The organism is Pseudomonas sp. R11-23-07 (assembly GCF_003852295.1).
Taxonomy (GTDB): Bacteria; Pseudomonadota; Gammaproteobacteria; order Pseudomonadales; family Pseudomonadaceae; genus Aquipseudomonas.
The window spans coordinates 2,800,425-2,826,979 of the sequence record NZ_CP027761.1 but is presented as its reverse complement, the minus strand read 5'-3'; the positions used below and the strand labels follow the sequence as shown (position 1 = coordinate 2,826,979).

At 60.3% G+C, this 26,555-nt stretch carries 26 protein-coding genes; 12 read left to right on the top strand and 14 right to left on the bottom strand.

The annotated features are described in order from the left end of the window. The first annotated feature begins 15 nt into the window (after positions 1-15). Genes C4J84_RS12780 through phzG form a run of 5 tightly spaced genes read left to right on the top strand, consistent with a single transcriptional unit; the run spans position 16 to position 5,270 of the window. Positions 16-1,236 (top strand): 3-deoxy-7-phosphoheptulonate synthase, encoded by a 1,221-nt coding sequence (locus C4J84_RS12780; protein ID WP_124435473.1) that lies wholly within the window; start codon positions 16-18, stop codon positions 1,234-1,236. Beyond that, positions 1,233-1,856: an isochorismatase family protein gene (locus C4J84_RS12775; RefSeq protein ID WP_124435472.1), complete on the top strand. Its 624-nt coding sequence runs from the start codon at positions 1,233-1,235 to the stop codon at positions 1,854-1,856. Before C4J84_RS12780 ends, C4J84_RS12775 begins: the two co-directional genes overlap by 4 nt. 20 nt (positions 1,857-1,876) lie before the next feature. Beyond that, a complete protein-coding gene (locus C4J84_RS12770; protein ID WP_372238209.1) occupies positions 1,877-3,766 on the top strand; it encodes an anthranilate synthase family protein in 1,890 nt (629 codons plus the stop codon). Positions 3,767-3,768: 2 nt separating this feature from the next. After that, entirely contained in the window at positions 3,769-4,605 is an 837-nt protein-coding gene (locus C4J84_RS12765) for a PhzF family phenazine biosynthesis protein (RefSeq protein ID WP_124435470.1), read from the top strand. Beyond that, positions 4,602-5,270: a phenazine biosynthesis FMN-dependent oxidase PhzG gene (gene phzG, locus C4J84_RS12760; protein WP_124435469.1), complete on the top strand. Its 669-nt coding sequence runs from the start codon at positions 4,602-4,604 to the stop codon at positions 5,268-5,270. Before C4J84_RS12765 ends, phzG begins: the two co-directional genes overlap by 4 nt. A gap of 46 nt (positions 5,271-5,316) precedes the next feature. Here the strand turns inward: phzG and C4J84_RS12755 are convergent, their stop codons facing one another. Then, positions 5,317-5,532, bottom strand: coding sequence for a 4-oxalocrotonate tautomerase family protein (locus C4J84_RS12755; RefSeq protein ID WP_124367070.1), 216 nt, complete (start codon positions 5,530-5,532; stop codon positions 5,317-5,319). A 19-nt stretch (positions 5,533-5,551) separates the two neighbouring features. After that, positions 5,552-6,292, bottom strand: coding sequence for an SDR family NAD(P)-dependent oxidoreductase (locus tag C4J84_RS12750; protein ID WP_124370725.1), 741 nt, complete (start codon positions 6,290-6,292; stop codon positions 5,552-5,554). Positions 6,293-6,413: 121 nt separating this feature from the next. Here C4J84_RS12750 and C4J84_RS12745 point away from each other — a divergent pair, with 121 nt between their 5' ends. Further along, positions 6,414-7,325 carry a LysR family transcriptional regulator gene (locus C4J84_RS12745; protein ID WP_124429622.1) on the top strand — a complete coding sequence of 304 codons (912 nt, stop codon included), beginning with the start codon at positions 6,414-6,416 and terminating at the stop codon, positions 7,323-7,325. Positions 7,326-7,368: 43 nt separating this feature from the next. On the opposite strand, the gene C4J84_RS12740 is transcribed toward C4J84_RS12745, so the two are convergent. Next, complete coding sequence (locus C4J84_RS12740) at positions 7,369-8,544, bottom strand: cytochrome P450 (RefSeq protein ID WP_177412747.1); 1,176 nt, start codon at positions 8,542-8,544, stop codon at positions 7,369-7,371. Positions 8,545-8,618: 74 nt separating this feature from the next. Between C4J84_RS12740 and C4J84_RS12735 the strand changes: the two genes are divergently transcribed. After that, positions 8,619-9,338, top strand: coding sequence for a helix-turn-helix transcriptional regulator (locus C4J84_RS12735; protein WP_124370723.1), 720 nt, complete (start codon positions 8,619-8,621; stop codon positions 9,336-9,338). 41 nt (positions 9,339-9,379) lie between these two features. Here the strand turns inward: C4J84_RS12735 and C4J84_RS12730 are convergent, their stop codons facing one another. The 4 genes from C4J84_RS12730 to C4J84_RS12715 form a co-directional block, all read right to left on the bottom strand. Then, positions 9,380-10,156, bottom strand: a complete 777-nt coding sequence (locus C4J84_RS12730; RefSeq protein WP_124435468.1) for an alpha/beta fold hydrolase — start codon at positions 10,154-10,156, stop codon at positions 9,380-9,382. A gap of 22 nt (positions 10,157-10,178) precedes the next feature. Next, on the bottom strand, positions 10,179-10,679 hold the full coding sequence (locus tag C4J84_RS12725; protein WP_124435467.1) for a cytochrome P460 family protein: 501 nt from the start codon (positions 10,677-10,679) through the stop codon (positions 10,179-10,181). A 14-nt stretch (positions 10,680-10,693) separates the two neighbouring features. Beyond that, on the bottom strand, positions 10,694-11,767 hold the full coding sequence (locus C4J84_RS12720) for an alpha/beta fold hydrolase (RefSeq protein ID WP_124435466.1): 1,074 nt from the start codon (positions 11,765-11,767) through the stop codon (positions 10,694-10,696). Positions 11,768-11,829: 62 nt separating this feature from the next. Continuing rightward, on the bottom strand, positions 11,830-13,152 hold the full coding sequence (locus C4J84_RS12715; RefSeq protein ID WP_256681410.1) for an epoxide hydrolase family protein: 1,323 nt from the start codon (positions 13,150-13,152) through the stop codon (positions 11,830-11,832). 268 nt (positions 13,153-13,420) lie between these two features. On the opposite strand from C4J84_RS12715, the gene C4J84_RS12710 reads away from it, so the two are divergent. Both C4J84_RS12710 and C4J84_RS12705 read left to right on the top strand, forming a co-directional pair. Next, positions 13,421-14,161 carry a response regulator gene (locus C4J84_RS12710; RefSeq protein WP_124370718.1) on the top strand — a complete coding sequence of 247 codons (741 nt, stop codon included), beginning with the start codon at positions 13,421-13,423 and terminating at the stop codon, positions 14,159-14,161. Beyond that, a complete protein-coding gene (locus tag C4J84_RS12705) occupies positions 14,158-15,492 on the top strand; it encodes an ATP-binding protein (RefSeq protein ID WP_124435465.1) in 1,335 nt (444 codons plus the stop codon). The genes C4J84_RS12710 and C4J84_RS12705 overlap by 4 nt, the downstream gene beginning before the upstream one ends. On the opposite strand, the gene C4J84_RS12700 is transcribed toward C4J84_RS12705, so the two are convergent. Next, positions 15,468-19,175, bottom strand: coding sequence for a hypothetical protein (locus C4J84_RS12700; protein ID WP_124435464.1), 3,708 nt, complete (start codon positions 19,173-19,175; stop codon positions 15,468-15,470). The two genes, C4J84_RS12705 and C4J84_RS12700, sit on opposite strands and share 25 nt — an antisense overlap. A gap of 270 nt (positions 19,176-19,445) precedes the next feature. Here C4J84_RS12700 and C4J84_RS12695 point away from each other — a divergent pair, with 270 nt between their 5' ends. Continuing rightward, positions 19,446-19,694 carry a DUF6137 domain-containing protein gene (locus tag C4J84_RS12695; protein ID WP_124370715.1) on the top strand — a complete coding sequence of 83 codons (249 nt, stop codon included), beginning with the start codon at positions 19,446-19,448 and terminating at the stop codon, positions 19,692-19,694. Positions 19,695-19,743: 49 nt separating this feature from the next. Here C4J84_RS12695 and C4J84_RS12690 read toward each other — a convergent pair whose 3' ends face one another. Together C4J84_RS12690 and C4J84_RS12685 are read right to left on the bottom strand one after the other, a co-directional pair. After that, positions 19,744-20,955 (bottom strand): cytochrome c biogenesis protein DipZ, encoded by a 1,212-nt coding sequence (locus C4J84_RS12690; protein ID WP_124435463.1) that lies wholly within the window; start codon positions 20,953-20,955, stop codon positions 19,744-19,746. A 145-nt stretch (positions 20,956-21,100) separates the two neighbouring features. Continuing rightward, entirely contained in the window at positions 21,101-21,718 is a 618-nt protein-coding gene (locus C4J84_RS12685) for a dTMP kinase (RefSeq protein ID WP_124435462.1), read from the bottom strand. 310 nt (positions 21,719-22,028) lie between these two features. Between C4J84_RS12685 and C4J84_RS12680 the strand changes: the two genes are divergently transcribed. Continuing rightward, positions 22,029-22,256, top strand: coding sequence for a hypothetical protein (locus C4J84_RS12680; RefSeq protein WP_124367059.1), 228 nt, complete (start codon positions 22,029-22,031; stop codon positions 22,254-22,256). Positions 22,257-22,278: 22 nt separating this feature from the next. Here C4J84_RS12680 and C4J84_RS12675 read toward each other — a convergent pair whose 3' ends face one another. Continuing rightward, a complete protein-coding gene (locus tag C4J84_RS12675) occupies positions 22,279-22,509 on the bottom strand; it encodes a DUF317 domain-containing protein (RefSeq protein ID WP_124362868.1) in 231 nt (76 codons plus the stop codon). 194 nt (positions 22,510-22,703) lie between these two features. Here C4J84_RS12675 and C4J84_RS12670 point away from each other — a divergent pair, with 194 nt between their 5' ends. Continuing rightward, positions 22,704-22,964 (top strand): metallothionein, encoded by a 261-nt coding sequence (locus C4J84_RS12670; protein WP_177412746.1) that lies wholly within the window; start codon positions 22,704-22,706, stop codon positions 22,962-22,964. Between the two features lie 29 nt (positions 22,965-22,993). Here the strand turns inward: C4J84_RS12670 and C4J84_RS12665 are convergent, their stop codons facing one another. The 3 genes from C4J84_RS12665 to C4J84_RS12655 all read right to left on the bottom strand — a co-directional run bounded on the left by C4J84_RS12665 (position 22,994) and on the right by C4J84_RS12655 (position 26,365). Continuing rightward, positions 22,994-23,926 (bottom strand): cupin, encoded by a 933-nt coding sequence (locus C4J84_RS12665; RefSeq protein WP_124435461.1) that lies wholly within the window; start codon positions 23,924-23,926, stop codon positions 22,994-22,996. A 136-nt stretch (positions 23,927-24,062) separates the two neighbouring features. Continuing rightward, positions 24,063-25,385: an LLM class flavin-dependent oxidoreductase gene (locus tag C4J84_RS12660; protein WP_124435460.1), complete on the bottom strand. Its 1,323-nt coding sequence runs from the start codon at positions 25,383-25,385 to the stop codon at positions 24,063-24,065. A 23-nt stretch (positions 25,386-25,408) separates the two neighbouring features. After that, positions 25,409-26,365 carry an ABC transporter substrate-binding protein gene (locus C4J84_RS12655; protein ID WP_124367055.1) on the bottom strand — a complete coding sequence of 319 codons (957 nt, stop codon included), beginning with the start codon at positions 26,363-26,365 and terminating at the stop codon, positions 25,409-25,411. Positions 26,366-26,555: the final 190 nt, after the last annotated feature.

The following is a 26,555-nucleotide window of genomic DNA, read 5'->3' as shown; positions in this document are numbered from 1 at the left end:
GAGAGTGATCGCATCATGGAAGACTTACTGAAACGGGTTCTAAATTGTGAAGCGTTCCAGCAGCCTCAATGGAGCGAACCCTCGCAATTGCATGACGCGCAGGCCTACCTCAGGGACAGCGCGTCACTGATTCGCGTCGAAGACATTCTGGTCCTGCGTGCCACCCTGGCGAGGGTCGCGGCTGGCGAAGCGATGATCATCCAGTGCGGCGACTGCGCCGAGGACATGGATGAAAGCGCGCCCAGCCATGTAACGCGCAAAGCCGCAGTGCTGGACATCCTGGCCGGTGCGTTCCGGCTGGTAACCCAGCAACCGGTGGTGCGGGTGGGGCGGATTGCCGGGCAGTTTGCCAAGCCGCGTTCCAACCACAGCGAACGCATCGGCGATGTCAAGTTGCCGGTGTATCGCGGTGACATGGTCAACGGTCGCGAGGCAGTCAGCGGCCATCGCCAGCATGATGCGCAGCGCCTGGTGCGCGGCTATCACGCTGCGCAGGACATCATGCAACACCTGGGGTGGAAGGACCCGGCCGGCAAGGAGCCGCTCAGCGGTTCTCCCGCCTGGACCAGCCACGAAATGCTGGTGCTCGACTACGAACTGCCGCAAGTGCGCCAGGACGAGCAGGGCCGGGTATTTCTCGGCTCAACCCACTGGCCGTGGATTGGCGAGCGTACCCGCCAGTTGACCGGCGCTCACGTAGCCTTGCTCAGCGAAGTGCTCAACCCGGTGGCCTGCAAGGTCGGCCCGGACATCACCCAGGACCAGATGCTGAGCCTGTGCGAGCGCCTGGACCCCAGGCGCGAACCCGGCCGGCTGACGCTGATCGCCCGCATGGGCGCCCACAAGGTCGCCGACCGCCTGCCACCGCTGGTTGAAGCGGTGCGCCGTGCCGGCCACCAGATCATCTGGCTCAGCGACCCGATGCACGGCAACACCATCGTCGCGCCCTGCGGCAACAAGACCCGCATGGTGCAGACCATCACCGAGGAAATCACCGCCTTCAAACATGCCGTGACCTCCGCTGGTGGCGTGGCCGCCGGCCTGCACCTGGAAACCACCCCGGATGACGTCAGCGAGTGCGCCTCCGATGCCGCCGGCCTGAACCAGGTTGCCAGCCACTACACAAGCCTGTGCGACCCGCGCCTGAACCCCCGGCAAGCCATTGCTGCGGTGATGGCCTGGCAAACCTGCCCTCCTCCACCCCTGGTTCCCTCTGACTGGAGTTTGTCGCCATGACCGGCATTCCATCGATCGTCCCTTACGCCCTGCCCACCTCCCGCGACCTGCCCTCTAACCTCGCGCAGTGGCGTATCGACCCCGAGCGCGCCGTGCTGTTGGTGCATGACATGCAGCGCTACTTCCTACGGCCCTTGCCCCAGGCCCTGCGTGAAGAGGTCGTGAGCAATGCCGCGCGCATTCGCCAGTGGGCCGCCGACAACCACGTGCCGGTGGCCTACACCGCCCAACCGGGCAGCATGAACGCGGAGCAACGCGGGCTGCTCAAGGATTTCTGGGGCCCAGGCATGCAGGCCAGCCCGGCCGACCGCGAGGTGGTCGACGCCCTCACGCCCAAACCGGGTGACTGGCTGCTGACCAAGTGGCGCTACAGCGCCTTCTTCAATTCCGACTTGCTGCAACGTATGCACGCAGGCGAGCGCGACCAGTTGATCCTGTGCGGGGTGTATGCGCATGTCGGAGTGCTGATTTCCAGCGTGGATGCCTACTCCAACGATATCCAACCCTTCCTCGTGGCCGACGCGATCGCCGACTTCAGCAAGGAGCATCACTGGATGGCCATGGAATACGCCGCCAGCCGTTGCGCCATGGTCATCACCACCGACGAGGTGGTGCTATGAGCCAAGCCGCCGCCCGCCTCATGGAACGCATCCTGCAACCGGCGCCCGAACCGTTTGCCCTTTTGTACCGTCCGGAATCCAGCGGCCCCGGGCTGCTGAACGTGCTGATCGGCGAGATGTCGCAGCCACGGGTCTTGGCCGATATCGACTTGCCTGCCCCGTCGATCGGTGCCCCGCGCCTGGATGTACTGACGCTGATTCCCTACCGCCAGATTGCAGAACGCGGCTTCGAGGCGGTGGACGATGGGTCACCGTTGCTGGCGATGAACATCACCGAGCAGCAGTCCATCGGCATTGAGCAGTTGCTGGCGTTGCTGCCCAACGTGCCGATTCAATTGAACAACGAACGCTTCGACCTCAGCGACGCCACCTATGCCGAGATCGTCAGCCAAGTGATCGCCAACGAAATCGGCTCCGGGGAAGGCGCCAACTTCGTGATCAAGCGCACCTTTCTGGCCGAGATCAGTGAGTACGGCCCGGCCAGTGCGCTGTCGTTCTTTCGTCATCTGCTGGAGCGGGAAAAAGGCGTCTATTGGACATTCATCATCCACACCGGCAGTCGCACCTTTGTCGGCGCGTCCCCCGAGCGCCACATCAGCGTCAAGGATGGGCTCGCGGTGATGAACCCCATCAGCGGCACCTATCGCTACCCGCCCGCCGGCCCCAGCCTGACCGACGTCATGGACTTCCTGGCTGATCGCAAGGAGGCCGATGAGCTGTACATGGTGGTCGACGAAGAGCTGAAAATGATGGCGCGCATCTGTGAAGACGGCGGGCACGTGCTCGGTCCTTACCTCAAGGAAATGACGCACCTGGCCCACACCGAGTACTTCATCGAAGGCAAGACCCGCCGCGATGTGCGCGAGATCCTGCACGAAACCCTGTTCGCCCCGACGGTTACCGGCAGCCCGCTGGAAAGCGCCTGCCGGGTGATTCAGCGCTATGAGCCGCAAGGCCGTGCGTACTACAGCGGCATGGCCGCGCTGATCGGCAGCGATGGTAGAGGCGGACGCTCCCTGGACTCGGCGATCCTGATTCGCACCGCCGACATCGATAACAGCGGGCAGGTACGCATCAGCGTGGGTTCGACCATCGTGCGCCACTCCGAGCCGCTGACCGAAGCTGCTGAAAGCCGGGCCAAGGCCGCCGGCCTGATCGCCGCACTGAAGAACCAGGCACCTTCGCGCTTCGGTGGCCATCTGCAGGTGCGCGCAGCATTGGCCAGCCGCAATGCCTACGTCTCGGATTTCTGGTTGATGGACAGCCAGCAGCGCCAACAGACCCAGGCCGACTTCAGCGGGCGGCATGTGCTGATCGTCGACGCCGAAGACACCTTCACCTCGATGATCGCCAAACAGCTGCGGGCGCTGGGCCTGGTGGTGACGGTGTGCAGCTTCAGCGACGACTACAGTTTCGACGGTTACGACCTGGTGATCATGGGCCCTGGCCCTGGCAACCCAAGCGATGTTCAACTGCCGAAAATCGACCATCTGCACGTGGCGATCCGTTCCTTGCTCAGCCAGCAGCGACCCTTCCTGGCGGTGTGCCTGAGTCATCAGGTGCTGAGCCTGTGCCTGGGCCTGCAGTTGCAACGCAAGGCCATTCCCAACCAGGGCGTGCAAAAACAGATCGACCTGTTCGGCAACGCCGAACGGGTGGGTTTCTACAACACCTTCGCGGCCCAAAGTTGCAGTGACCGCCTGCACATCGACGGCATCGGCACGGTCGAGATCAGCCGCGACAGCGAGACCGGCGAGGTCCATGCCCTGCGCGGGCCGTCGTTTGCCTCCATGCAGTTTCATGCCGAGTCGCTGCTGACCCAGGAAGGCCCGCGCATCATCGCCGACCTGCTGCGGCACGCCCTCATCCACGCACCTGTCGACAGCACCGTTTCGGCCGCCGGGAGATAACCATGCACAACTACGTCATCATCGACGCCTTTGCCAGCGTGCCGCTGGAAGGCAATCCGGTCGCGGTGTTCTTTGACGCCGACGACTTGCCGGCCCCGCAGATGCAACGCATCGCCCGAGAAATGAACCTGTCGGAGACCACCTTCGTACTCAAGCCACGTAACGATGGGGATGCGCTGATCCGGATTTTCACCCCGGTCAACGAACTGCCCTTCGCCGGCCACCCGTTGCTGGGTACGGCCATTGCCCTGGGTGCACACACCGCCAATCACCGGCTGTATCTGGAAACCGAAATGGGCACCATCGCTTTTGAACTCGAGCGCCAGAACGGCAGCGTGATCGCCGCCAGCATGGACCAGCCGATCCCGACCTGGACGGCCCTGGGCCGCGACGCTGAATTGCTCGAGGCCCTGGGCATCGGCGAGTCGACCTTTCCCATCGAGATTTATCACAACGGCCCGCGCCATGTGTTCGTCGGCCTGCCGAGCATTGCAGCCTTGTCGGCCCTGCACCCCGACCACCGCGCGCTGTCCAGCTTCCACGACATGGCCATCAACTGTTTCGCCGGCGCGGGACGCCATTGGCGCAGCCGGATGTTCTCGCCGGCCTACGGCGTGGTCGAGGATGCGGCCACCGGTTCTGCTGCCGGGCCGTTGGCGATTCACCTGGCGCGCCATGGCCAGATAGCGTTCGGCCAACCCGTGGAGATTTTGCAGGGCGTGGAAATCGGCCGCCCTTCACTGATGTTCGCCAAAGCCGAGGGCCGCGCCGATCAAGTGATGCGAGTCGAAGTATCCGGTCATGGCGTCACGTTCGGACGCGGGAGCATCGTGTTATGAACCTTCCACTGCAAGGCAAGCCGCTGCTGGGTAAAGGCATGTCGGAATCCCTCACCGGCACACTGGATGCGCCCTTCCCCGAATATCAGACGCTGCCCGCCGACCCCATGAGCGTGCTGCACAACTGGCTGGAACGTGCGCGCCGGGTGGGCATCCGCGAACCCAAGGCCCTGGCGCTGGCCACCGCCGACCGCCAGGGCCGGCCCTCCACCCGGATCGTGGTCATCAGTGAAATCAGCGACGCCGGACTGTTGTTCAGCACCCATGCCGGCAGCCAGAAAGGCCGTGAGCTGACCGACAACCCGTGGGCATCGGGTGTGCTGTATTGGCGCGAGACCAGTCAGCAGATCATCCTCAACGGCCAGGCCGTGCGCCTGCCAGATGCCAAGGCCGATGAAGCATGGCTCAAGCGCCCGTATGCGACGCATCCGATGTCATCGGTATCGCACCAGAGTGAAGATTTAGAGGACGTGCAAGCCATGCGCAACGCCGCCAGGCAACTGGCCGAGGCGCAAGGCCCACTGCCACGTCCCGAGGGGTATTGCGTGTTCGAGTTGCGGCTTGAATCGCTGGAGTTCTGGGGGAATGGGCAGGAGCGCTTGCATGAGCGATTGCGCTACGACCGCAGCGATACGGGCTGGAGGGTGCGGCGTTTGCAGCCCTGAAGCGTGCGGCCAACTCACGCTCCGAACGCAGGCGCTGCTGGGAAGGCTATGGCTTAAGGGCGTTTTCCTTCACTCGCAGCGCCGTGATGGTCTCGCCGGCAACACCCCAGTTGTCGGTGGGCACCTCGTCAATCACCACGAAGGTCGATGCCGGCGGCTTGTTCAGCACGCTGTGCAACAACGCAGTCACACCTTCGATAAGTTGACGCTTATGCTCAGCGGTCACGCCTTCCTGAGTCACTTTGATGTTTACGTACGGCATGTGCCTGCTCTCCTATTGTTCACCAGGTTCCGGCTGTAGCGCCGCCATCCACGGGCAGGATCGCGCCGCTGACGAATGAGGAGTCGGTCAGATACAGCACCGCATCGACCACATCCTGAGGCGAGCCGATACGGCCACTCGGGCTCATGCCCTTGAGCGCAGCATGGAGTTGCTCGCTGTCGCCATGCATCGGCGTGTTGATAATGCCCGGCGCCACCGCATTGACCTTCACCTGCGCCGCCGCCAGCTCAAGGGCGAGCCCCTGCACGGCATGATTCAGGCCGCCCTTGATCAGCACTGGCAACAGTGCCGGAACCTTGATATTGGGCTGCATGGCTATGGATGCCGTAATCGCAATGATGTGACCGCTTTGGTTGGCGGCCATATGCCTGGCTGCCAGTTGGGCTGGGTAGAAAAAGCCCTTCAGGTTAGTGTTGATCATGGCGTCCACATCGGCCTCGGTGTATTCACCTACCGGCTTGGGGATGAAGATGCCGGCATTGCTGATCAGGATGTCGACCTTGCCGAAAGCAGCCACGGCCTGATCGAACAAGGTCTGTGCGGTTTCCGGCTTGGCGATATCGCCTGCCACGAGGATGAAATTGGAAGGATTGCCCAGACGAGCCGCGGCTTCCTGCAGCCGAGCGTGTGTGCGGGCGTTGCCGACTACGTTGTCACCGCGCTCAAGGTAGGCCTTGGCGATGGCAAACCCCAGGCCGCTGGACGCGCCCGTGACGATAACAGTTCGTGCTGCTTTCATAGATGCTCCGCCTGTTGAGGCATTTAATGTGGATGAGGCTGCACTCTAAATGACAACCTGGCGTTGAAAAATGGTGTAGAAAGCATTTCAATTGATACTCCATGTAATGAATAAGAGTGCCATGAGCCGCTATTTCGATGACATCAACCTGGGCAGTATCGAGCTGTTCTGCCTGACCGCCGAAAGTGGCAGCTTCACGGCTGCATCCACCAAGGCAGGCGTGAGCCCGGCGGCAGTGAGCCGCTCGATCGCCCGGCTGGAGGCGCGCCTGGGCGTGGTGTTGTTTGTGCGCACCACGCGGCAAATGCGCCTGACAGAAGGCGGCCGCGCCTACTATGAGCAATGCCAGCAGGCATTGACCCAACTGATAGAGGCTGAACGGGAGATCACCGGTGCCCAGGATGCACCGTCGGGGCGGATACGCATCAGCGCCCCTACTCCCTATGCGCACTATCGGCTGCTGCCCCTGCTGCCGAGCTTCCGCCAGCGTTATCCCCACGTAAAAATCGACATTCATGTGAGCAATCGCAACATCGATTTCGTAGAGGAAGGTTTCGACCTCGCCATCAGAGGACGGCAACCGGACGACTCCGGCTTGATCGCCAGGCGTCTTGAAGACACGGAACTGTTGGTGGTTGCCACTCCCGATTACCTGAAACGCGCCGGTATACCGCAGACCCCGACAGACCTGAACGGCCATGAATGCATCCAGTTCGAAATGCCCAGCAGCGGGCGCAGGTCGCTATGGGCATTTAACATCAACGGCCAGAAGGTGGAATTGGAAACCTCGGGCAACTACACCTGCCAGAGCGACTTCCTCGCTACTGCAACCCTGGCCAAAAGCGGTGCGGGCCTGATGCAGGCGTACCGTTTTACGGTTCAGGACGAGTTGGACAGCGGCGCCCTGCAAGCGGTGCTGACCGAGTACGGCGGTACGACCAGGCCATTTTTACTGATATTTCCGCAAAAAAGGCACCTGCCGCTGCGTGTCAGGGTGTTTATCGACTACTTGATGGAGCATCTGACGCGTTGAATATTACGTCAGGCAAGGCGGTTACTCTTCGTGCAGCCATGCTTCACACATAACTGCGATCACTACTGAGTTCCCTATCACGATAAAACCTGGGAATGCGGCTATTAAGAGAGGGTAAATAGCTCCACTGATGATGACGATCAGACGAGGCTGGCTTGCGATGTAGCCATGCCGAAATCGCCTCGGAGGCGATCGTCAATGCAAGTTGCTGGCCTGGGCATTCATGTCTACCAGAGCCGAAGCTGAATTGGCGTCGATTAGTTCGTTTGAGCAAGAAGCTATCGGGGTCCGGGTTCGCAGAGGAATCCCTGTTCGCTGAAGCGAGTAACACTAGAACCGTATCACCCGCCTCCAAGAGGCTGCCCTCGATAGTGCATCGTTTCGCAACGAATCGCCGGGTGTTTTGCACGGGCGAGTCGTAGCGCGCGACCTCTTTCACCAGGTCTGCAACGAGCATCGGCGCAGCTTGCAAGTCTTCAAGCAGACCAGGGTTACGATTGAGCGCTACAAGGCTATTGCCGATCAGGCCCGCAGTGGCTTCACAGGTCTGTGACAACAGGCCGATCAGGTTAGCGATCAATGCCTCATCATCTCTCCAGGCGGTGGCTTCGCAGCCGCTCCAGATATGGCTCAAGAAGCAGCTGCGTTGATCGTCCTTACTTAGCAGCGCGCTGAATAACTGGCTCAGCCGAGCGGCTGCGGAATTGGATTCACCGAGTTGAGTTGCATCGCTTAAGGGCGAAAAGCAAGCGACAAAGCTCCGTGTCAGTCGAGCTACTTCCTGTAGCCGTTCGGATGGGAGGCCTAACAAGGCCGCAACGACGCAAACCGGTAACGTGAACATCAACTCATCCGGGTCTTCGAGCGGCTTATCGAGCGTCTCGATCAAGCGTGACGCGATGGCTGCGATGCTTTGCACCTCTACGGAGGCCAGGGCGGGTTCGATAGCCATCCTGGGGCACAGGTGCCGCGGGCCCTCGTTCATGCGCATCAACCGACCGAAAATCATGCCCGCCGCGCCCTGTGCAATGGCGGGCGGTACTGGCTCGTTCAGCGGGCGCACCCGACAGTCGGGGTGCTCCAGAATGGCTTCTACAGCGTTGGCGCTGCTAGCGATCCATAAACGCAAACCTGCATCGAATAACAGGCCTTTTTGTCGCCTGAGGCCCGAGTAATAAGCGTATGGATCAGCATGGGTCGCTGCGTCAAAAGGCGTCATTCCACAAATCCTGTTCACAAAGAACAGCTACTATCGAACATCCTTCATGGCGACGCTTCGCTCAGGAACGAAATATGGACGCTCAAAGCAATGACACCGCGATTTCTCGGGTAGCCGGCGCGATAGCCGAACCTGCGAGAACGAAAATGCTGTGTTCGTTGATGGACGGCCACGCCCGTACCAGTACCGAAATGGCCGTCATCGCCGACGTGAGTGCATCCACGGCGAGCGCGCATTTGGCAAGGCTAAAAGAGGATGGGTTGGTAAAGCTGCACACCCAAGGCAGGCATCGCTACTACAGCCTGGCTGACGCGCAAGTGGCCCAGGCTATTGAAGCTCTCATGGTGATCAGCCAAAACACAGCGACACAATATGTGTCCACGACCCCAACCCGATTGCAGTTCGCGCGCACCTGTTATGACCACATGGCAGGAACACTGGCGGTACAACTGCACGACCATTTCATGGCGTCAGGCTGGTTAACCGTTCCGGTTTCAGGTGAAGGCCTGTATCAGCTTACGACAAGCGGCGAAAAAGCCATGAGCGGTCTCGGTATCGGGATAGAAAAAGCAAGAGCCCAGCGACGCCGTTTCGCGTGCTCTTGCCTGGACTGGAGCATGCGCCGCCCACATCTTGCCGGGGCACTCGGAGCGGCTGTTCTACAGACGGCCATGAGCCGCAAGTGGGTTATCCAGGACCTCGATAGTCGAGCGCTGGCCGTGACATCCAAGGGACGAAAGGAGCTGTCTGACCGATTCGGGATCATGCTGAGTTCGGCAAAAGGGTGCGAGTAACTCTGGGCGCTCCGCAATACCGTAGCTTGCAGCGCTGCTCATCATTTCGCAGACGCGGCCCTCTCGATCAAGCGAGCAACGGGCCCCGGGTTTGACACCATCACGACATGGGAGGCGCCCTTCACCACTTCCACGGCTTTAGCCTCCGCTCGCTTGGCCATGAAGGCCAGTGCCTGGGGCGGAATGTTCTTGTCCTTGTCGCCGTAGATAGACCAGCTTGGAATGTGCTTCCACGCCGGCGTGGCAAACGGCTCATTCAGCGCGGCTTCGGTGACCGGACGCTGGGTGGCGGCCATCACTGCCGCTTGCGCGGCGGGCACGTCAGCGGCGAACTGCGCGTGAAATTTGTCCTGCTGGATGTACAAATCCTTGCCACCCTCACTCAACGCCACCGGTGCCGCGAGGCTTGGTCCCAACGTGCTGCCGGGGAACTGGCTGGCCAGGCCGGCGACGGTTTCGCCGGTGTCCGGGGCGAACGCACTCACGTAGACCAGCGCCTTGACGTTGGCCTGGTCATTAGCCGCTTCGCTGATGACGTTACCGCCGTAGGAATGCCCCACCAGCACCACGGGTGACTTGATGCTCGCGATCAGTGACGCAACGGATGCGGCATCACTTTTCACACTGCGCAACGGGTTTGCTGCGGCGACGACGGTGTAGCCATCCTTTTCGAGGATCTTGACCACGCCGTTCCAGCTCGAGGCGTCGGCGAAGGCGCCGTGAACAAGCACGACCGTTGGCTTCACAGTCTGCGCGAACGCGTCAGCACCGACCAACACAGAAGCAGCGACTGCCAGCGAGGCAATGATTTTCTTCATGGAAAACTCCTTGAACTTGGGGTTATGGGGCGTACCGGGTGAACACGAAATCATGGTTTTTGACGCGCGCTTGATGACAGGCAAAACACGTCTCGTGCTGAGCCTGGTCGACCGCTTTGCCGTTGATAAAACGCCCAAAGCCCCACCCACCGGTCGCCGCGTACTGCTTCGAATCCTTCACCATGACTTGAACCGTGGTGGCCGCGCCGGGTATCGAGGCGGGCTCGAACTCGGGTGATTGGACGTGCTTCCACGCCAGTTTCACCAGCACCGTGCCATCGGGAAACGGCAGCGCTGAATCCTGGTAGGCCTTGATTGCCAGGTTATTGCCGACCACGGCGCGCAGTTCATCCAAGGGCGCGGCTTCCTGCGCTGGCGCAATCAGCGGCCACTGGCGATAGCCTTCGGACATCTTCACGCCGTAGATCGGCGAAGCGTCATCGCCAGCGGAATCGCCCATTGCGAGGCCAGCGACGGTGAGCGCAAGCGCTGCAACAGCCCCGGACAGATGCATGAGTTTCATGGTGACGCTCCCTGTCAGAGATGATCGGCGTCAATCACCGCCTGGGCGAACGCCTGCGGCGCTTCCTGAGGCAGGTTGTGGCCTATTCCACCGCTGACAAGGCGGTACTCATACTTGCCGGTGAACCGTTTTGCATACGCTTCAGCCGGTGGATGGGGCGCACCGTTCGCGTCGCCTTCCATCGTGATGGTCGGCACGCTGATGGTAGGGAATGCCGCCAGCTTCTTCTCGATCGCGTCGTACTTGGGCTCGCCTTTGATCAAGTCCAGGCGCCAGCGGTAGTTGAACATCGACACGGCCACGTGATCCGGGTTTTGCAGGGATGCCGCGCTGCGGTCAAAGGTGGCGTCGTCGAAATTCCACTTTGGCGACGCCAGCTTCCAGATGAGCTTGGCGAAGTCATGGGTGTTTTTCTCGTAGCCCAGACGCCCGCGCTCGGTTGCGAAGTAGAACTGGTACCACCACTGCAACTCGGCGGCGGGTGGCAGTGGTGCTTTGCCCGCTTCCTGGCTGCCGATCAGGTATCCGCTGACCGCCACCAGGGCTTTCACGCGTTCCGGCCACAGTGCGGCAACGATATCGGCAGTGCGGGCGCCCCAGTCGAATCCACCCAGCACGGCTTTGTTGATTTTCAGTGCATCCATGAAGTCGATCAGGTCGGTGGCCAGCGCAGCGGGTTGCCCATTGCGAACGGTCTTGGACGAGAGAAAATGCGTGTCGCCATACCCACGGGCAGACGGGATCAACACCCGATAGCCCTTGTCCGCCAAAGCCGGCGCGACATCAGCGAAGGCGTTGATATCGTAGGGCCAGCCGTGCAGCAAAATAACCACCGGGCCATCGGCGGGGCCGAGTTCCGCGTATGAAACGTCCAGCAGACCCGCTTTCACATGCTTGAGGTCACCCAGCGAAGTGTGAGCGCCCGGCGTAATAGCGGCCACCGTGGAGGCCGGTACGTCAGCAGCGCTGGCCTGGGCAAACCCTGCCGCCACGGCGCCGAATTGCAGTACCGCTGCTGCCAGAAGCGAGGGGGTAACACCCCGCAGGCGCCTGGATTTATTCTGGGTGTTGCGCAAGGCCATCTCCATGGTTTTTCTCCGTAGCGAGCCGCCCCATAGCAGCCCGGTGTGTTGACGGGTTTGGGTAGGCGTTACTGAGCGGTCTTCGTTACGCCGAGCTTGGCGCGCAGTGGCCGGAAGGCCTCACGCAATTCTTCGCTGAATAGTTGCGGTTGTTCCCAGGAAGCGAAGTGGCCGCCCTCGTTAACCTGGTTGTAGTAGGCCAGTGAGGGGTAAGCGCGTTGCGCCCAGCTTTTGGGTGCCTGATAGATTTCGTGGGGGAAGACCGTGATCGCCACCGGCACCTTGATGCTTGCGGTGTTTTGCGCGGCGGCGCTGAAATTGTTGTTGTTGTTTTCCCAGTAGAAACGCGATGACGATGCGCCGACGTTCGTCAGCCAGTACAGGCTGATATCGTCCAGCATCTCGTCACGGCTAAGTACCCGTTCAGGCTGACCGTTGCTGTCGGTCCAGGCGGCGATTTTTTCGTACATCCACGCCGCCGTGCCGGTGGGCGAATCGGCCAGCAGGTAGCCGATGGTCTGAGGGCGCGTCACCATCATCGCGCCGTATGCCGCGTTGCGGCTGAAGAAGGTACTCAGGGACTCAAACGCCTTGCGTTCAGGCTCGCTGAGCCCGACAGGTGCCGGGTCACCACAGTTGATCGGCTTGACCAGCTCGGGCGGAATGGTGGCCGGCATGTTCAAGTGAATGCCCAACAGACCCGGCGGATTCAGGCGACCCAGCGCATCCGATATCACCGAGCCGTGATCACCACCTTGGGAAACATAGTGGGAGTACCCGAGACGCTTCATGAGCACATCCCACGCCTTCGCGACGCGATCCGGCCCCCAGCCCAACTCAGTGGGCTTGCCGGAAAAGCCGTGTCCGGGGATCGAGGGGATGATCACGTCGAACGAATCTTCGACCTTACCGCCGTAAGCCACAGGGTCGGTCAGCGGGCCGATGGTCTTTAGGAACTCAAATTGCGAGCCCGGCCATCCATGTGTCAGCAGCAGCGGCATCGCGTTGGGGTTGCGCGAGCGGACATGGATGAACTGAATATCCACGCCGTCAATGGTGGTGATGAATTCGGGCAGCGCATTGAGCTTCGCTTCGGCCTTGCGCCAGTCATAGCCGTTGCCCCAATACTTCACCAACGCCTGAATCTGGGCCAGCTGCACGCCTTGGGAGACGTCATTGACCGTCTCTTTGTCTGGCCAGCGGGTCGCGGCGATGCGCTGTTTGAGATCGGTCAGTTGAGCTTCATCGACATGAATTCGGTATGGCCGAATCAATTCGGGTTGGGTCGCGGCCGAGTTGGCAACTGACGCCTCGGCGGCCCAGGCACCGCCGCTGCCTGCGACCAGGGCCAAACCAAACACGCCCATCCTCACGGGGTTTTTCCAGGGCATAACGAGATCTCCGAGCGTTAGATGAGCCATCAATTGAAGAGGGACTGCGCCTTCTCGATGTGTTCATTTAACGCCCCGCAGGTATCCCGTATGTGTCACCAACCGCCTTGAATGAATCACTGTGTATCGGGCCGGGGCACAGATACAAAACGATACAAGCCCAACCAGGCGAGTCTGGTGCAAAAGTTTTACCAGCTGGAAAGCGTCACCTGGATATACTCGACGCCACCTTCTTCAACGCCGTTAAACAGGGATAAAGGTGAGTCAAGTGGAGCACGTAGATCACATCCTCATCGTCGACGATGACCGCGAGATCAGAGAGCTGGTGGGGAATTATCTTCAGAAAAACGGGCTGCGCACGACGGTAGTGGCGGACGGTCGCCAGATGCGTGCCTTTCTGGCGTCTACGCCGGTCGACTTGATTGTGATGGACATCATGATGCCCGGAGACGATGGGCTGGTGCTGTGTCGGGAACTGCGCGCAGGCAAGCATAAGGCCACACCGATTCTGATGCTGACCGCGCGCAATGACGATACGGATCGAATCATCGGCCTGGAGATGGGCGCCGACGATTACCTGGTCAAGCCCTTTGTCGCCCGGGAGTTACTGGCGCGAATCAATGCCGTGCTCCGCCGCACCCGCATGTTGCCGCCCAACCTGATCGTCACCGAAGCAGGCCGGCTGCTCGCATTCGGCAAATGGCGGCTGGACACCACGGCTCGACACCTGCTGGACAGCGAAGGCACCATCGTGACGTTAAGTGGCGGCGAGTATCGCTTGCTGCGCGTCTTCCTCGATCACCCCCAGCGCGTGCTGAACCGCGATCAACTGCTCAATCTCACCCAGGGCCGCGACGCCGACCTCTTCGACCGTTCGATTGACTTGCTCGTCAGTCGGCTGCGCCACCGGCTGCAGGACGATGCCCGCGATCCCGCCTACATCAAGACTGTTCGCAGCGAGGGCTATGTCTTTACCTACGCGGTGCAAGTGTCAGGAGCACAGCCATGACCATGACGCGTTGGCCGCGCACGTTGGCCTCGCGGTTGACACTGATCTTCCTGGTGAGCCTGGCGGTGGCCCATGGATTGTCATTCGGGCTGCAGTTCTATGAGCGCTACCAAAGTGCCAAGATGTTGATGCTGGACAATTTCGAACAAGACCTGACCACCTCACTGGCGATACTGGAGCGGTTGCCGGCCAATGAGCGTGAGGCATGGTTGCCGCGCCTGGAACACCCCAACTACCGATACGAACTTGATGAGGGCCAGCCGGGCACGCCAATGGACATGACCAGCGCTCCCGTCTCCGTGCGCTCCATGCAAGCCACGCTGGGCCGGGACTACCCATTGAGCTTCAGCGATATTGCCGATGCGCGCCCTCATTATCAGGCCCACTTGCGCCTCAAGGACGGCAGCCCCCTGACGATTGATGTAAGACCCTTGGTGATGCCGCTATCACCGTGGTTACCGGCAGTTCTGGTTGCGCAACTGTTGCTGCTGTTCGTCTGCACCTGGCTCGCGGTACGCACGGTCATACGGCCACTGACGCGGCTTTCCCAGGCGGTAGACGGCCTGGATCCGAATGGCCAGGGCGAACCGCTCAAGGAGGAAGGGCCAATCGAAGTGGTCTACGCGGCCGTCGCCTTCAATACCCTGCAGGAGCGCATTGCGAATTACGTCAAGGAACGCATGCAGCTGTTGGCAGCGATTTCCCACGACCTGCAAACCCCGATCACACGGATGAAGCTTCGCGCGGAGTTCATGGACGATTCGATGGAAAAGGACAAGCTCTGCAACGACCTGGAGGAAATGCAGCACCTGGTCCAGGAAGGCGTGGCCTACGCGCGGAGCATGGCGGGTTCCGATGAGCCCAGCCGGCGGATTGATGTCGATTCCTTTCTGGAAAGCCTGGTCTTTGACTACCTCGATACCGGCAAGCTAGTGAAGTTAAAGGCTGACGGCGGCGCAGCCATCGATACCCGCCCCCATGCGCTGCGCAGGGTGTTGGTCAACCTCTTGGACAATGCTTTGAAGTTCGGATCAGAGGTGCAAATCATCGCGCAGCGCCAGCCGGACGGTGGGCTGCTGATTCAAGTGCTGGACCGTGGCCCCGGCATACCTGACCACCAATTGCCCGAAGTGCTGAAACCTTTTTATCGCGTGGAGAACTCGCGAAACCGGGAAACCGGTGGTACAGGACTGGGCCTGGCGATTTCGCAACAACTGGCACTTACCCTGCAAGGCTCTCTGCGCTTGGGGAACCGGGACGGTGGCGGTCTGTGTGCGCAGTTGACACTGCCGCCGAGGCTCTCGGGTCAACACACGGTCGGCCCTAAGTAGGCGGGATGCCTTTGCACAACAGTCGGCCACGAATCCAGCGTCGTCCAATCAATGCCTTTTTCCAGTTCAAATCGACAGACAGGCCCGCGAATCAATAGCTGCGTCTGGATGGCCTGCTCAACGGCGGCGGTATATCCCCACGGAACCGTGTCCAAGTCCCGTAGTAGAGCCGCTAACAGGTCCTGATCAAGACGGTCGCCGAACCGAGCGACCAAAAAATGTTTAGCGCGGCGAAACCGAACTCCAGTGCCGACCAGTTGCTCAGCCAGAGCCGATACACCACGGTCCGCCACAGCAATTTCGGGGGCATGCCGCACGATCATCCCCGGCATTCCCGACAGTGTTGACGATCTCACCGCCACGATTTGCCGGAGGTCATCCGCCAGGTCCGAGCGTTTGAACAGGCAGGCCGCGATCAGGTCATCGCCGATATTGAACACGACCCGCCTGGCGAGCTCCGAAAGTGCCTTGCCTGGCCACTTGGCCGCCAGGAAAAGGCTGGCCTGCCGAAGCGACTCATAGCGTTCGTACCACCGCCCATCGTTCTTGGCCTCCACATTTAGCCAACGTGCATACCCGTCAATTAAGCCCAAGCAATAAGCGAACCCCCTGCGCTGACAACGTAAGAGCAGACCACGAACGACCCGGCTCTGCGCAATAGCGGCGACCGTCGACGACATCGGCAGGGCATGCAAGGCAACGTACTGTGACGCGTCCTCAAGCACCGCCCGATGCCGTATCAGCGTGGTGAGTATCGCCTCCCATTCCAACCCGTCGAAATGTTCGGCGAAAGCGTCGACGGCTTCGTTGGCGACATACGAGAAATCGTAAGAGGCGTCGAATAGCAAACGCGTGGCGACCACAAAGTGCCATAAATGCTCGTAATCCCAGGGACCTGATCCTTGCGCATTGAGGCGGATGAACAGCGTCCAGGTACCCAGCACTTGCTCGCGCCGGATCGTCATTGTTGGGAACATCGAACTGCGGAATCGATCCAGGAATATTTCAAACGCCAGGATCCTCGCGATTTCGCCATCGGGGCAATCAGGCGGCTCCGTCCACTCTACCGAGATCTGCCTTGGCGTGAACACGTAGCTCGCCTTGTGCGTTCCCATCGGAATCTGGATCTCGAGCAACTCTCGCTCGAAACGCAGAACCTTCGTCGAGCGACTACTAAACGTCGAGCAAAAGTGCTCGAGCGCTTGTACGCGTCGTGGTAGCCCCAGCGTATCAAGCCGTAGTCCCGCTAGAGCGTATTGGTGGAGCAGATTGTGTAGAACGTGCGGATTTTCGTATCGCTGCGCGGTCTCGCGGGAAACCACAATGGCGTCAAACTCGAACTGCCAGTTACGGTCCTGTATCTCGAATGACTCAGGGATCGCCTCATCAGTCCACTGACGCAGCCAAGTTTGAAAGCACTTAAGCACCACGGCATCGCGCTCAGACAGCGATCCGATGCTCAGGAATTCGATCCAGCATTGCATCACGTTGAGGTAGCGACGGTAGCTGCTGTCGTCGCCCTCCTCCACCGCGCGCCCGAGTAGCCCTTTTAATGAGGCGTCGTACGTTTCGACCAGCGATCCTCTGATCTGCTCGGCGACGTTTTCCAGACCTGCCTTGTGCAGCGCGCCCCGGAGTGTGAAATAAGTATCGTTGAGTTGCTGAGGAAGCCTTGTCGTCGCATCGCCACCCGACACAATGCCTCTAAACAACGCGACTGACTGCCGGAATGCGTCCACCGGTTCAACGACAGTAGGATTATCGAGCGCCTGCCGCATAAGCAGGATTGCACTTGCGATCGGCAACTCCAATGAATGTATGGATATCATCGTGTCGGCAAACAAGCCGTCTTCAAGAGCGTGCGCCAATGCGTCGAGGTAAGAGACGGCGTCTTCCAACACATAAACCGGCAGTCGCGCGCACTCCGTCCTGACGAAGGATACGCTTTCAAGAACCAACACGGCGTTGTCGCGTCGAAGCGCCTTCAATTGCACGGTTGCCGAATCGAGCAGACGGCACAACGTTTGCGGCGGTACCCAGGACGCCGCCACCTCACAGTCGAGCAGTGCCATGACGATTCGAAGGTCACCACTCGCGACCAACGCGCGTGCCACAGACGACAGCGCGTACAGTGTGCGCAGTTCGCGCGGCGGCGCATCCTGTGACACTTGGACGGCACGTTGGTAGTCTCTCGCAAATTCATTCAGTGCACAGCATTCGCCGGCATACCCTGGGTGCTTTGACCGCCCGATTGCCGCGAGCAAAGAGGGTGACTCCACTACGCCATCGGCGCGGTGCATCCACCTCGCCGGCATCGGCTGTTCGCTACGTGCGAACAGCTGCTCCTTGACTTCACGCGCGACCGGCAGGCGACGCAACTGGGCGAGGACATCGATGCAGTCTCGCGTCAGCTCGCCGCCAGGTACCAGCACTTCACCGGTGAAGATAAGGGCACAGTCGTCAGGCAACACCAACTCTCGGCGCAGCTCACTCTGAATTGATCGCAGCATCGTCCGGTCGCCGAGAATGCAGGCGCCGCGATCAAATACAACGCAGTCGGCTCCGGCTGGCATGCGTCGTGTGTCCATCCTGACACAGGTAATTTCCTGCTGGCGAAACATGATACCTGCGTGTTCCTCCGCACTGCCCTCGTCGACTATCACCACCGCGAGGTCGGCCTGCTCCCCTGGACCGAGCGCAAGATACCGGCGCCAAGCGCCCATAAGATCGGGTGCCACCAGTGCGCGGCCCGAGGATTGGGCACCCAGCGTTAACAAGCTTGCTTCCACGACATCGTAGCGCCCGATCAACGCTTCACGGCATACATCGGTCAACATATAACGATCGCGAAATGCATCGTCAGCATACGCCGGCCGCGCCTGCAGCAGATGCATCCGTAGCACCGTCGTCTCGCGCAGATGGCGTCCGCGCCATAGCCTAAGGTCTGAGCAGGCCGGACGCAGGACCAAAGCCGTCGCCCGCGAGCCGGTATTCTGAGCGCTCGCAAAACCGAAACCAATCGTATGCGCGACGTTCATCAGTTGTGGATTTCTCGGCATGACGGTGGTCACGGACACAAAACCAAGCGTCGTCTCGAGGCCCCATTCACAATCGATCGCTATGAAGTCAAACGTCTGCATCAGCTCGTTACAGACCGCTTCCATGTGATCAAGAACTGCCGTGTCCAGATACGGCGAATGATCGTGACCGACATCGCGGGAGACATCAATCTTCAGCAGCGGCTGCACAAAGCATGGAATTGCCCCGCCATGATCGTTACACCCCGAGAGCGCAAGCTGGCGTCGTGCATGCTCGGTCGATCCACTCATGGCCACAGCGGCAATGCACTGTATCAACGCTTGTGGCTCGGGACATATCAGGCTTTCGTAGCCGCCGGCATTGACGTGATTCGTCAGGTCCTCGTTACCTGCGCTACGCACGATCCAGGGCGCTGGGCCACAGACGTCCTCCACGCTCCGCATCAACTGCGGAAAAGCCCTCTCAAAAGCGGCCGCGTAAATCGATACCGCGTCATCCGCCTGTGCCAGGTTGCCCGGCACTGCGGTCGGCAATGGCGCGATCGGAAAGACGGGCAGGACAAGATTCCCCAGGGCTTCCATCCTCCGAATGCGCAGCAGTCGATCCATCTTGGGTGCGTGGATCGGTTCTTCTTGTGTAGGCATGGTTTAGTACTCAAAGAACATTTAAAACACTAGAGCCTTGAGGTCACTGTGCAGGCAATAGCTGGACACACTACATTGGATACCCAACCAACTAATGATTATGGTGCAAATATAAAGACTCCCACAAAAATATAGGAAATATATTACGCCGCCATCCTACATAAAATAAAACTTGCCATTCTCCAACTAGATCTCTCTGCCTAGTTAATTTAACTTTTACCAAATAGTGTTATTTTTCAAACCAAATATCATCATAAAGTGGCTACGCTCATGACTCCTTACTTCATTCGCCAACTCATCATTCACACGATCTGCAATGTTACCGGCGCGGCCCCTAAAGAGGTTACGGCCCTCGACTGGGTTGAATTGAATACACGCGACTGGGAGCAGGTCTTCAGTCGGCTCGAAGCAACGCTCGACATCCAGACCGGTATGTTGACCTCGATCGAACGATCGTTCTCCATCGAGAAGTTAATGCATATGCTGCACGCAAGGGTTACACATAACATCGTCATCTGACCGTCTTGCCATAGCACACCGCTCCGTCGCGTGCGCGGGCGCCCGGTGATCACCCCTTGTTCTTAGCCTCACCCAGCAACTGCTGGATCACCTTTTCCTGAGTGTCATAGCTGCCTTCGCCGAAGTGGGTGTAGCGGATCTTGCCTTCGGCGTCGACGAGGTAGTGTGCGGGCCAGTACTGATTGTCGAATGCGCGCCAGATCGCATAGTTGTTGTCGATCGCGATCGGGTAGTTGAGGCCCAGCTTCGCGACGTTTTTGCGCACGTTGTCTATCACCCTTTCAAAGGGATATTCCGGGGTGTGCACGCCGATGACAACCAGACCTTCCTCCTCGTATTTGCGTGCCCACTCGTTCACATACGGAATGCTGCGCTGGCAATTGATGCAGTCGAACGTCCAGAAGTCCACCAACACCACCTTGCCCCGCAAGGCCTCCTTGCTCAGTTCCGGTGAATTCAGCCACTGGACGGCGCCCGAGAGGGACGGCATTTCACCCTTGGCACTCAGGTCAGGTGTGGTCGCGGCCTTGACGCTGTCCACCAGGTAATCAGTGACTTTGGGCACACCGCTCAGCAGCGACTGCTCCACCCTGGCGGCGCCCTGGGATGAAGTGCCGGCGAGTAATTGGCTTTGTGAGCCACTTGCGATCACCCCTGCAACCACCAGCGCGGCCAGCCCTGTGCCGCGTCGCAGCCAGGCAATCACGGGCAGCGACAACTTCAACCGAGAAACCAGGCCTCGGCCCGCGAAGATCAGCACGCCCAAGGAGACGGCACTGCCCAAGCCGTAGGCCAACAGCAGCAGGCTGGTGTGCGCGCTCGGGCCTTGAAGCATTGCGCCGGTCAGGATGATTCCGAGGATGGGCCCCGCGCACGGTGCCCAGAGCAAGCCGGTTGCGACCCCGATCAGCAGCGATGCGCCGGGCCCCGACAATCTGCGCGTGGCGGGATCGAGGCGATTACCCAGTGCCGTCAACGGCCGCATCAATCCATTACCCACCTTGGCGGAAAGCAACGACAGGGCGAACACTACCAGCACCACCAGCGCGAGCTGGCGACCAATACCGTTGGCTGTTACCACCCAGTCACTGCTGACCACGGCGAGGCTGGACACGAGGGCAAAGGTCAGCGCCAGGCCAAGCAGGGTCCACAACACTGACGCTGGCGAGCGGTCAGCACGGGCGAATAAAAACGGCACGACGGGAAGAATGCACGGGCTGAGTACCGTGACGATGCCGCCGAGAAAGGCGATCAAGAACATGGCGCTACCTGCTCAATTGGCCGAGGGGGTGTCCCTCGCTGGAGCCAATTGAACCGCCTGCAGGTATCGCGGATATGTCGGTAAAGCGGTCTATTGAGTCCGCAAGTATCCGCAGGGCCTGTAGATACACTGCGATACGGAACTGCTAGCGCCCACTCAGCACGCCATAGATCTCAGCAACCACCTGCGCCGTGGCGTCCTCGATCGATCCTTCGTTACGGCATAGCACCCAACCGTGATCGGCAACCGCTCGCTCGAACCCCAGCGTGCAGGCCACCTGTTCCTCCAGCGTGTACAGCACCGTACTGCTCAGTCCACGTGCTCGTGCCGCCGCCCTTGCCCATGAAGTTTCCGCGTCGGTGACTACCCCGACATGCAGGTCTGGCACTTGCACGCCACGCTCGATGTTCAACTTTAGAATCTGCGCGAATGGCATCAGTCGACGAAACGCCGCATCAGACGGGTACCAGCGGTCAATCAGGATGATGCTGTCAGAAGGCTGTTTGGGCAGTACGTGCCGCGAAATCCAGCCACGGCTGTCAGCAAACCGCTCACACACCGCCAGCTCCAGCGCCGGGCTGGGATTTCTGACGAGCTGGTTGACCAGCGCCATGGTTTCACCCCGATGGGGATCGCTCTTTTTTTCGCACAGTCGGATCACCTTTTTGCCGTCTGCCCTCAATGCTGACGTAACAGCCTCCAGCAGCGTGGTCTTGCCGGTGCCCTTGGGCCCGTCCAGCGAAATGAACAGCGGGCGAATCATTTGACCTGCTCCACGGCGGACATCGTGTTGGGGGAGTTGTTCGCGGGGCCAGTCAAGCCAGAAGGAATGCTTAACTTTTTCTGAATCACCGCGCCGTCCCATCATCAAACGAATAGCCCCTGCCCTAATGCCAGTCAGTTAAGGGCTTTTTGTAGGGAGCGAGCTTGCTCGCGAAGAACTCAGGCCCCCGCGTTTATCCAGAATGAACGCGTAGCCTGGACGTTTTTCGCGAGCAAGCTCGCTCCTACACGTAACTGACTGGCATCAGGCCTGCCCGGGTATCACTCTTAAGTGTAACGGAGGAACAGTCATGTTCGACAAACCGCACTACCTCGTCAGCTTCATCCTCGACAACCAGCCGCAGAGCCGCTCGCTCGAGTACGATGGCGATGAGCTGGACCCGCAACTGGCTCAGTCCCTGCTCAGGCAGCGCTTTGCAGAGCTCAAGGATGCGCGGTTGAGCGACGTGCAAGTGCAAAAACGCACTAAGCCGGCCGACGAAGGTCACGACATTCCGGGCCATTACCAGCAGCCGTAAATGGCCCCTGAACTCGCAGGATTCAATCGATCGGACCGATATTGATCGTGCGGTCAGCGCCCAGCCCCTCGACCTTGGCGAGGATTTCGCTGGGCGTGTCCGCGGAAAACGTCAGCACATAGCCCATGCCGCTGCCGTCTTCTTCCACCGAAGCCACCCACAACTCGACTTCATCGGCGGCCAGGCCTATGGCATTACCGATCGAACGGTTGCGCGCTTCTGAATCGGTGTCGCCCGCTGGGTAATCGTTCATGGGTAAACCTCCTCGTATCTGTGTGATCGTTGTTATCACCATAGACGCACGAGGCAGCGCAGGGTTCGTTTTCTTGTCTCACACACGCACACCCGCCGTTCATCACCCCTACCCTGTGTTTTTTTAAACTCTTGTATTTCGGCTTATCAAACTAGGTGTGGACGCTTCAACCATGACTGACAATCGGAGGACTCATGAACCACGCCACCCCGGATTTGCCATGCGCCTGCCCAGGCTGCAGTTGCCAGGTAACCGCTGCCGCACGCTATGAACGCGACGGTAAAGCCTTTTGCAGCCAGGCCTGCGCCGACCTGCACCCACGCGGTCAGGCATGCCCCAGTGCCGAATGCCATTGCGAGTCGCATGTAAAGGTGCAGGACCGCGCTGTCAGCGATAGCCAGCTTGACGAGGCCATCGAAGAAACCTTCCCGGCGAGCGATCCTATTTCACCCTGATCGTGCGCTCCACATGGGGCGTTGCTTTATCAACTGAACCGAATATCCAACGCACGCAGGTAGGTTTGCAGCCCCGCGTCCTGGATCGGGATCAGGAACGCCTCGGTGTCGGATTCATTGAAGTGCGCATGCCAATACCCAGGCGGCGTTACGAACGCCAGGCCGGGCGACCAGTCGACCCGAACCGGATTGCGGATTTGCCCATCCGTGTCCAGCTCGGTGCCGACCAGGGAGTAGCAGCCTGGCGGGCAGTCAATGATGAAATCCAGGGCAATCGACTGGTGCCGGTGGGGCTTTTGCACCGATCCGGCCGGCAGAATGCCGTACATCGCCCACAGTACGTGGGTGACGGTGCGCGTTTGGGGAAAGTTGCGATTGCCCAGCAGAATACTGATGCGGCTGCGGTCCTGGGCACGCGGATCATCCGCCGCCTCGCGCAGCTTGGCGTTTGCCAGCGCTGCAGGGTACAGCGTTGGTGTGAAGCGATCTGCACTGGGTACCACCCCGAGGTAGCGCAGCAACGGTTCATCGTGCACGTAGTAAAGGCGCGCATCCGCGCTGGCGCTGAAGTGCGCCGCCTGCAAACCCGGCAGCGCGATAAAGCAGCCTTTGGACCATTGAATCTCATGCTCGGCCTGCACCACGCGGCCCTCCCCGGCGATCACGTAGAACACCTGGGAGGTCGCGTTGGGTTGCACGGTCAGCGTGTCGCCACGGTTGAGTCGCATAAAGTTGGCGCACAATCCGGGACCTGTGGCCGGGCCTTCGCAGCTCAGGGCGTCGCTGAGGTCCAGCGGCACGACGCGTGAAGGGCCGCTGTCATACAGCGCGGCAGGAAAACTGTGGTAGGGAATGCGCGGTATGAGATTGGCACTGATGGGGTTGGCCGCCTTGCTGTACTCGAAGTACTCGGCGTCCACTTGGTGGGGATCGGACAATGCGCGGCTGAATTCACGGTTCATCAGGCTCACCTCAGTCTTCGGCTGGTTTGCACAGCGCCGTCGAGTGCGCTGTGCGGGTGAGTGAACTATAGGCATAGCGCGCCGGCGGATGCATCCCTTGATCCGCACGGCGGTCAGGTCAAACGATGGCAGCGGCTTAACGCCGTGCAAACTGCGGAATTTCCAGCCCCAGGCGCTCGCGTAACGTACTCCCTTCATACGCGGTCCGGTAAACACCGCGTTCCTGCAGCAACGGTATGACTTCTCGGGTAAAGCGAGTGAACTGCTCCGGGTGTCCGATGTAGATGTTGAAACCATCCACGGCGCGGGCATGCAGCCAATCCGCCATTTTTTGCGCCACCGTGTCAGCCGTGCCGGTGAAGGCTCCCGGACGCAGTTGGCGGCCAAATTCTACGGCTTGGCGCAGGCTGAAACCCTTCTCGCGGGCCTGATCGGCGATGCGTTTGGCCGCAGTGAAAAAACTGCTGCGCGCAGCCTCCAGGCTTTCTTGAGGAAATGGCGCATCCAGGTCGTACTGGCTGAAGTCATGCCAGCCAAAATTGCGCCCGAATTCTTTCAGCGCAAGCTCGAAACTATGGTCGACCTGGTGATAATGCTGCTCGATTTCGCGTGCGTGGGCATCGGTGTCGCCCACATAGATTTCCGCGCCGGGCATGATCAATAACTGCTCCGGATCGCGCCCGCGTTGCAGCGCCCTGCCCTTTATATCCCGGTAAAACGCCTGGCCCTGCTCGATACTGGCGGCATGGGTGAAGATGACGTCGGCGGTGGCGGCGCCCAGGTCGCGGCCTTGCTCTGAATCCCCGGCCTGGAAGATCACCGGCTGCCCCTGGGGTGAGCGCTGGATGTTCAGCGGGCCGGCCACCGCAAAGTGTTCGCCCTGATGATTCAGGCTATGCAGTTTGCTCGGGTCGAGAAACTGGCCGGTGGCGCGGTCGCGCACGAAGGCGTCGTCCTCATAGGAGTTCCACAGCCCCTGCACCACCTGGACGTGTTCGGCGGCGCGGCTGTAGCGCGTGGTGTAGTCATAATGCTCGTCCCGGCTGTAATTGCCGGCGGTACCGGCATCGCCGCTGGTCACCACGTTCCAGCCGGCGCGGCCTTTGCTGATCAGATCCAGGGAAGCCAGGCGCCGCGCAACGTTATACGGCGCGTTGTAGGAGGTGGTCAGCGTACCGACCAGGCCGATATGCCGCGTGCTCACCGCCAGTGCCGACAACAGCGTCAGCGGCTCAAGGCGATTGAGGTAATGGGAAGGCGAGCCCGGGGTGATGAACTGGCTGTCGACGATAAAGATCAAGTCGAACAACGCTGCCTCGGCCTGGCGCGCGATATCGATGTACCAGTCGATGTTCACGCTGGCGTCGGCCGGCAATTGCGGGTCGAGCCACAGGTTGTGGCGGCCCGGCCCCCCACAACCCATGGTCAAGGCGCCCAGCTTGAGCTGTCGTTTGGTCATGTCAGAGAGATTCCTTGGTGTATTCAGGGCTGTGCCTGGGCGACGGCGGGCTGCAGGGCTGCGGCGAATGACGGGTCGAACAGGCTGGCGGCCGGGTAAGCCTTGATCAGGCCTTCGCTGGCGAAGAAGTCCACGGTCTTTTGCGCCTCGACCGGTGCCTGGGCGGTCAGCGGTTCGACCGTGGTGCGTGCCCTGGCAAACCAGGCGCGGGCGATTTCAGCGTCGGCGCGGGTGCGTTTGGCCCATGCGTCAGCGTAAGCGTTGGTGTTGGCCGGGCTCTGGCGTGCCCAGTCACGGGCTTTTTTCAGGCGCTGGAGAAAGTCGTTGATGGGCGCGCGTTTGTCGTCGACCGCCGTGGCGTTGGCGGCGATAAAACTCTGGGCGGGAATCAACCCCTCGGCCGTCGCGAGTACCCGTGCACCTTGGCGTTCCTGCTGGGTCACATAAGGCTCCCAGGTGGCGATGACATCGACCGAGCCGCCTTCCAGCGCATGGGACGCATCCAGTGCGCTGAGGTAACGCAACTGCAGCGCGTCGCGGGCAACGCCGGCGTTATCCAGTGCGCTCAGCAGCAGTTGCTGGCTCCAGGAACCTTTCCAGATGGCTGCGCGTTTGCCCGCCAGGTCCGCCAGGCTGTGGATCGACGAGTCCTGCTTGACCAGAATCGCCACGCCCGCCAGGTTTTGCCGGCTGACGGCGATCACCTTGATCGGCGCGCCCAATGCGCCCAGGAACAACACCGGCGCGTCGCCGAGCAGGCCGATATCCAGGCTGCCGACGTTGAGCGCTTCGGCCACCGGCGATCCGGCCGTGAACTGCTTCCATTCAAGGGTGTAGGGAAGATCCTCAAGCACCCCCGCCGCTTCCATCGCGGCTTGGGCGTTATAGCTTTGATCGCCCACTACTAGCGTTTGCGCATGGGCGGTGAGGCAGATCAATGCGGCGGCCATGCCGGTCGCCAGTTTTGACAGGTAACGCACGTTCGTCTCCAGATGCCATGGGAGGCACGTCAAGTCGATCCGCGCGTGCGGTCTCGGTGATGGTCGTAAGGGGCTACGATGAGGTTATAAGAAAGACATTTAAAATATTTATATTGCATAACGTAATTCACTAAAAATGCACATATTGCATTTTATTCGCGCATCGCCGCGCAACACGCATCGTGCGCCT

Excerpts from the sequence above, each read along its gene's own strand:
- C4J84_RS12780 (WP_124435473.1), top strand. The coding sequence starts at position 16 with ATGGAAGACTTACTGAAACGGGTTCTAAATTGTGAAGCGTTCCAGCAG.
- C4J84_RS12775 (WP_124435472.1), top strand. The coding sequence starts at position 1,233 with ATGACCGGCATTCCATCGATCGTCCCTTACGCCCTGCCCACCTCCCGC.
- C4J84_RS12770 (WP_372238209.1), top strand. The coding sequence starts at position 1,877 with ATGGAACGCATCCTGCAACCGGCGCCCGAACCGTTTGCCCTTTTGTAC.
- C4J84_RS12765 (WP_124435470.1), top strand. The coding sequence starts at position 3,769 with ATGCACAACTACGTCATCATCGACGCCTTTGCCAGCGTGCCGCTGGAA.
- phzG (WP_124435469.1), top strand. The coding sequence starts at position 4,602 with ATGAACCTTCCACTGCAAGGCAAGCCGCTGCTGGGTAAAGGCATGTCG.
- C4J84_RS12755 (WP_124367070.1), bottom strand. The coding sequence starts at position 5,532 with ATGCCGTACGTAAACATCAAAGTGACTCAGGAAGGCGTGACCGCTGAG.
- C4J84_RS12750 (WP_124370725.1), bottom strand. The coding sequence starts at position 6,292 with ATGAAAGCAGCACGAACTGTTATCGTCACGGGCGCGTCCAGCGGCCTG.
- C4J84_RS12745 (WP_124429622.1), top strand. The coding sequence starts at position 6,414 with ATGAGCCGCTATTTCGATGACATCAACCTGGGCAGTATCGAGCTGTTC.
- C4J84_RS12740 (WP_177412747.1), bottom strand. The coding sequence starts at position 8,544 with ATGACGCCTTTTGACGCAGCGACCCATGCTGATCCATACGCTTATTAC.
- C4J84_RS12735 (WP_124370723.1), top strand. The coding sequence starts at position 8,619 with ATGGACGCTCAAAGCAATGACACCGCGATTTCTCGGGTAGCCGGCGCG.
- C4J84_RS12730 (WP_124435468.1), bottom strand. The coding sequence starts at position 10,156 with ATGAAGAAAATCATTGCCTCGCTGGCAGTCGCTGCTTCTGTGTTGGTC.
- C4J84_RS12725 (WP_124435467.1), bottom strand. The coding sequence starts at position 10,679 with ATGAAACTCATGCATCTGTCCGGGGCTGTTGCAGCGCTTGCGCTCACC.
- C4J84_RS12720 (WP_124435466.1), bottom strand. The coding sequence starts at position 11,767 with ATGGAGATGGCCTTGCGCAACACCCAGAATAAATCCAGGCGCCTGCGG.
- C4J84_RS12715 (WP_256681410.1), bottom strand. The coding sequence starts at position 13,152 with ATGCCCTGGAAAAACCCCGTGAGGATGGGCGTGTTTGGTTTGGCCCTG.
- C4J84_RS12705 (WP_124435465.1), top strand. The coding sequence starts at position 14,158 with ATGACCATGACGCGTTGGCCGCGCACGTTGGCCTCGCGGTTGACACTG.
- C4J84_RS12700 (WP_124435464.1), bottom strand. The coding sequence starts at position 19,175 with ATGCCTACACAAGAAGAACCGATCCACGCACCCAAGATGGATCGACTG.
- C4J84_RS12695 (WP_124370715.1), top strand. The coding sequence starts at position 19,446 with ATGACTCCTTACTTCATTCGCCAACTCATCATTCACACGATCTGCAAT.
- C4J84_RS12690 (WP_124435463.1), bottom strand. The coding sequence starts at position 20,955 with ATGTTCTTGATCGCCTTTCTCGGCGGCATCGTCACGGTACTCAGCCCG.
- C4J84_RS12685 (WP_124435462.1), bottom strand. The coding sequence starts at position 21,718 with ATGATTCGCCCGCTGTTCATTTCGCTGGACGGGCCCAAGGGCACCGGC.
- C4J84_RS12680 (WP_124367059.1), top strand. The coding sequence starts at position 22,029 with ATGTTCGACAAACCGCACTACCTCGTCAGCTTCATCCTCGACAACCAG.
- C4J84_RS12675 (WP_124362868.1), bottom strand. The coding sequence starts at position 22,509 with ATGAACGATTACCCAGCGGGCGACACCGATTCAGAAGCGCGCAACCGT.
- C4J84_RS12670 (WP_177412746.1), top strand. The coding sequence starts at position 22,704 with ATGAACCACGCCACCCCGGATTTGCCATGCGCCTGCCCAGGCTGCAGT.
- C4J84_RS12665 (WP_124435461.1), bottom strand. The coding sequence starts at position 23,926 with ATGAACCGTGAATTCAGCCGCGCATTGTCCGATCCCCACCAAGTGGAC.
- C4J84_RS12660 (WP_124435460.1), bottom strand. The coding sequence starts at position 25,385 with ATGACCAAACGACAGCTCAAGCTGGGCGCCTTGACCATGGGTTGTGGG.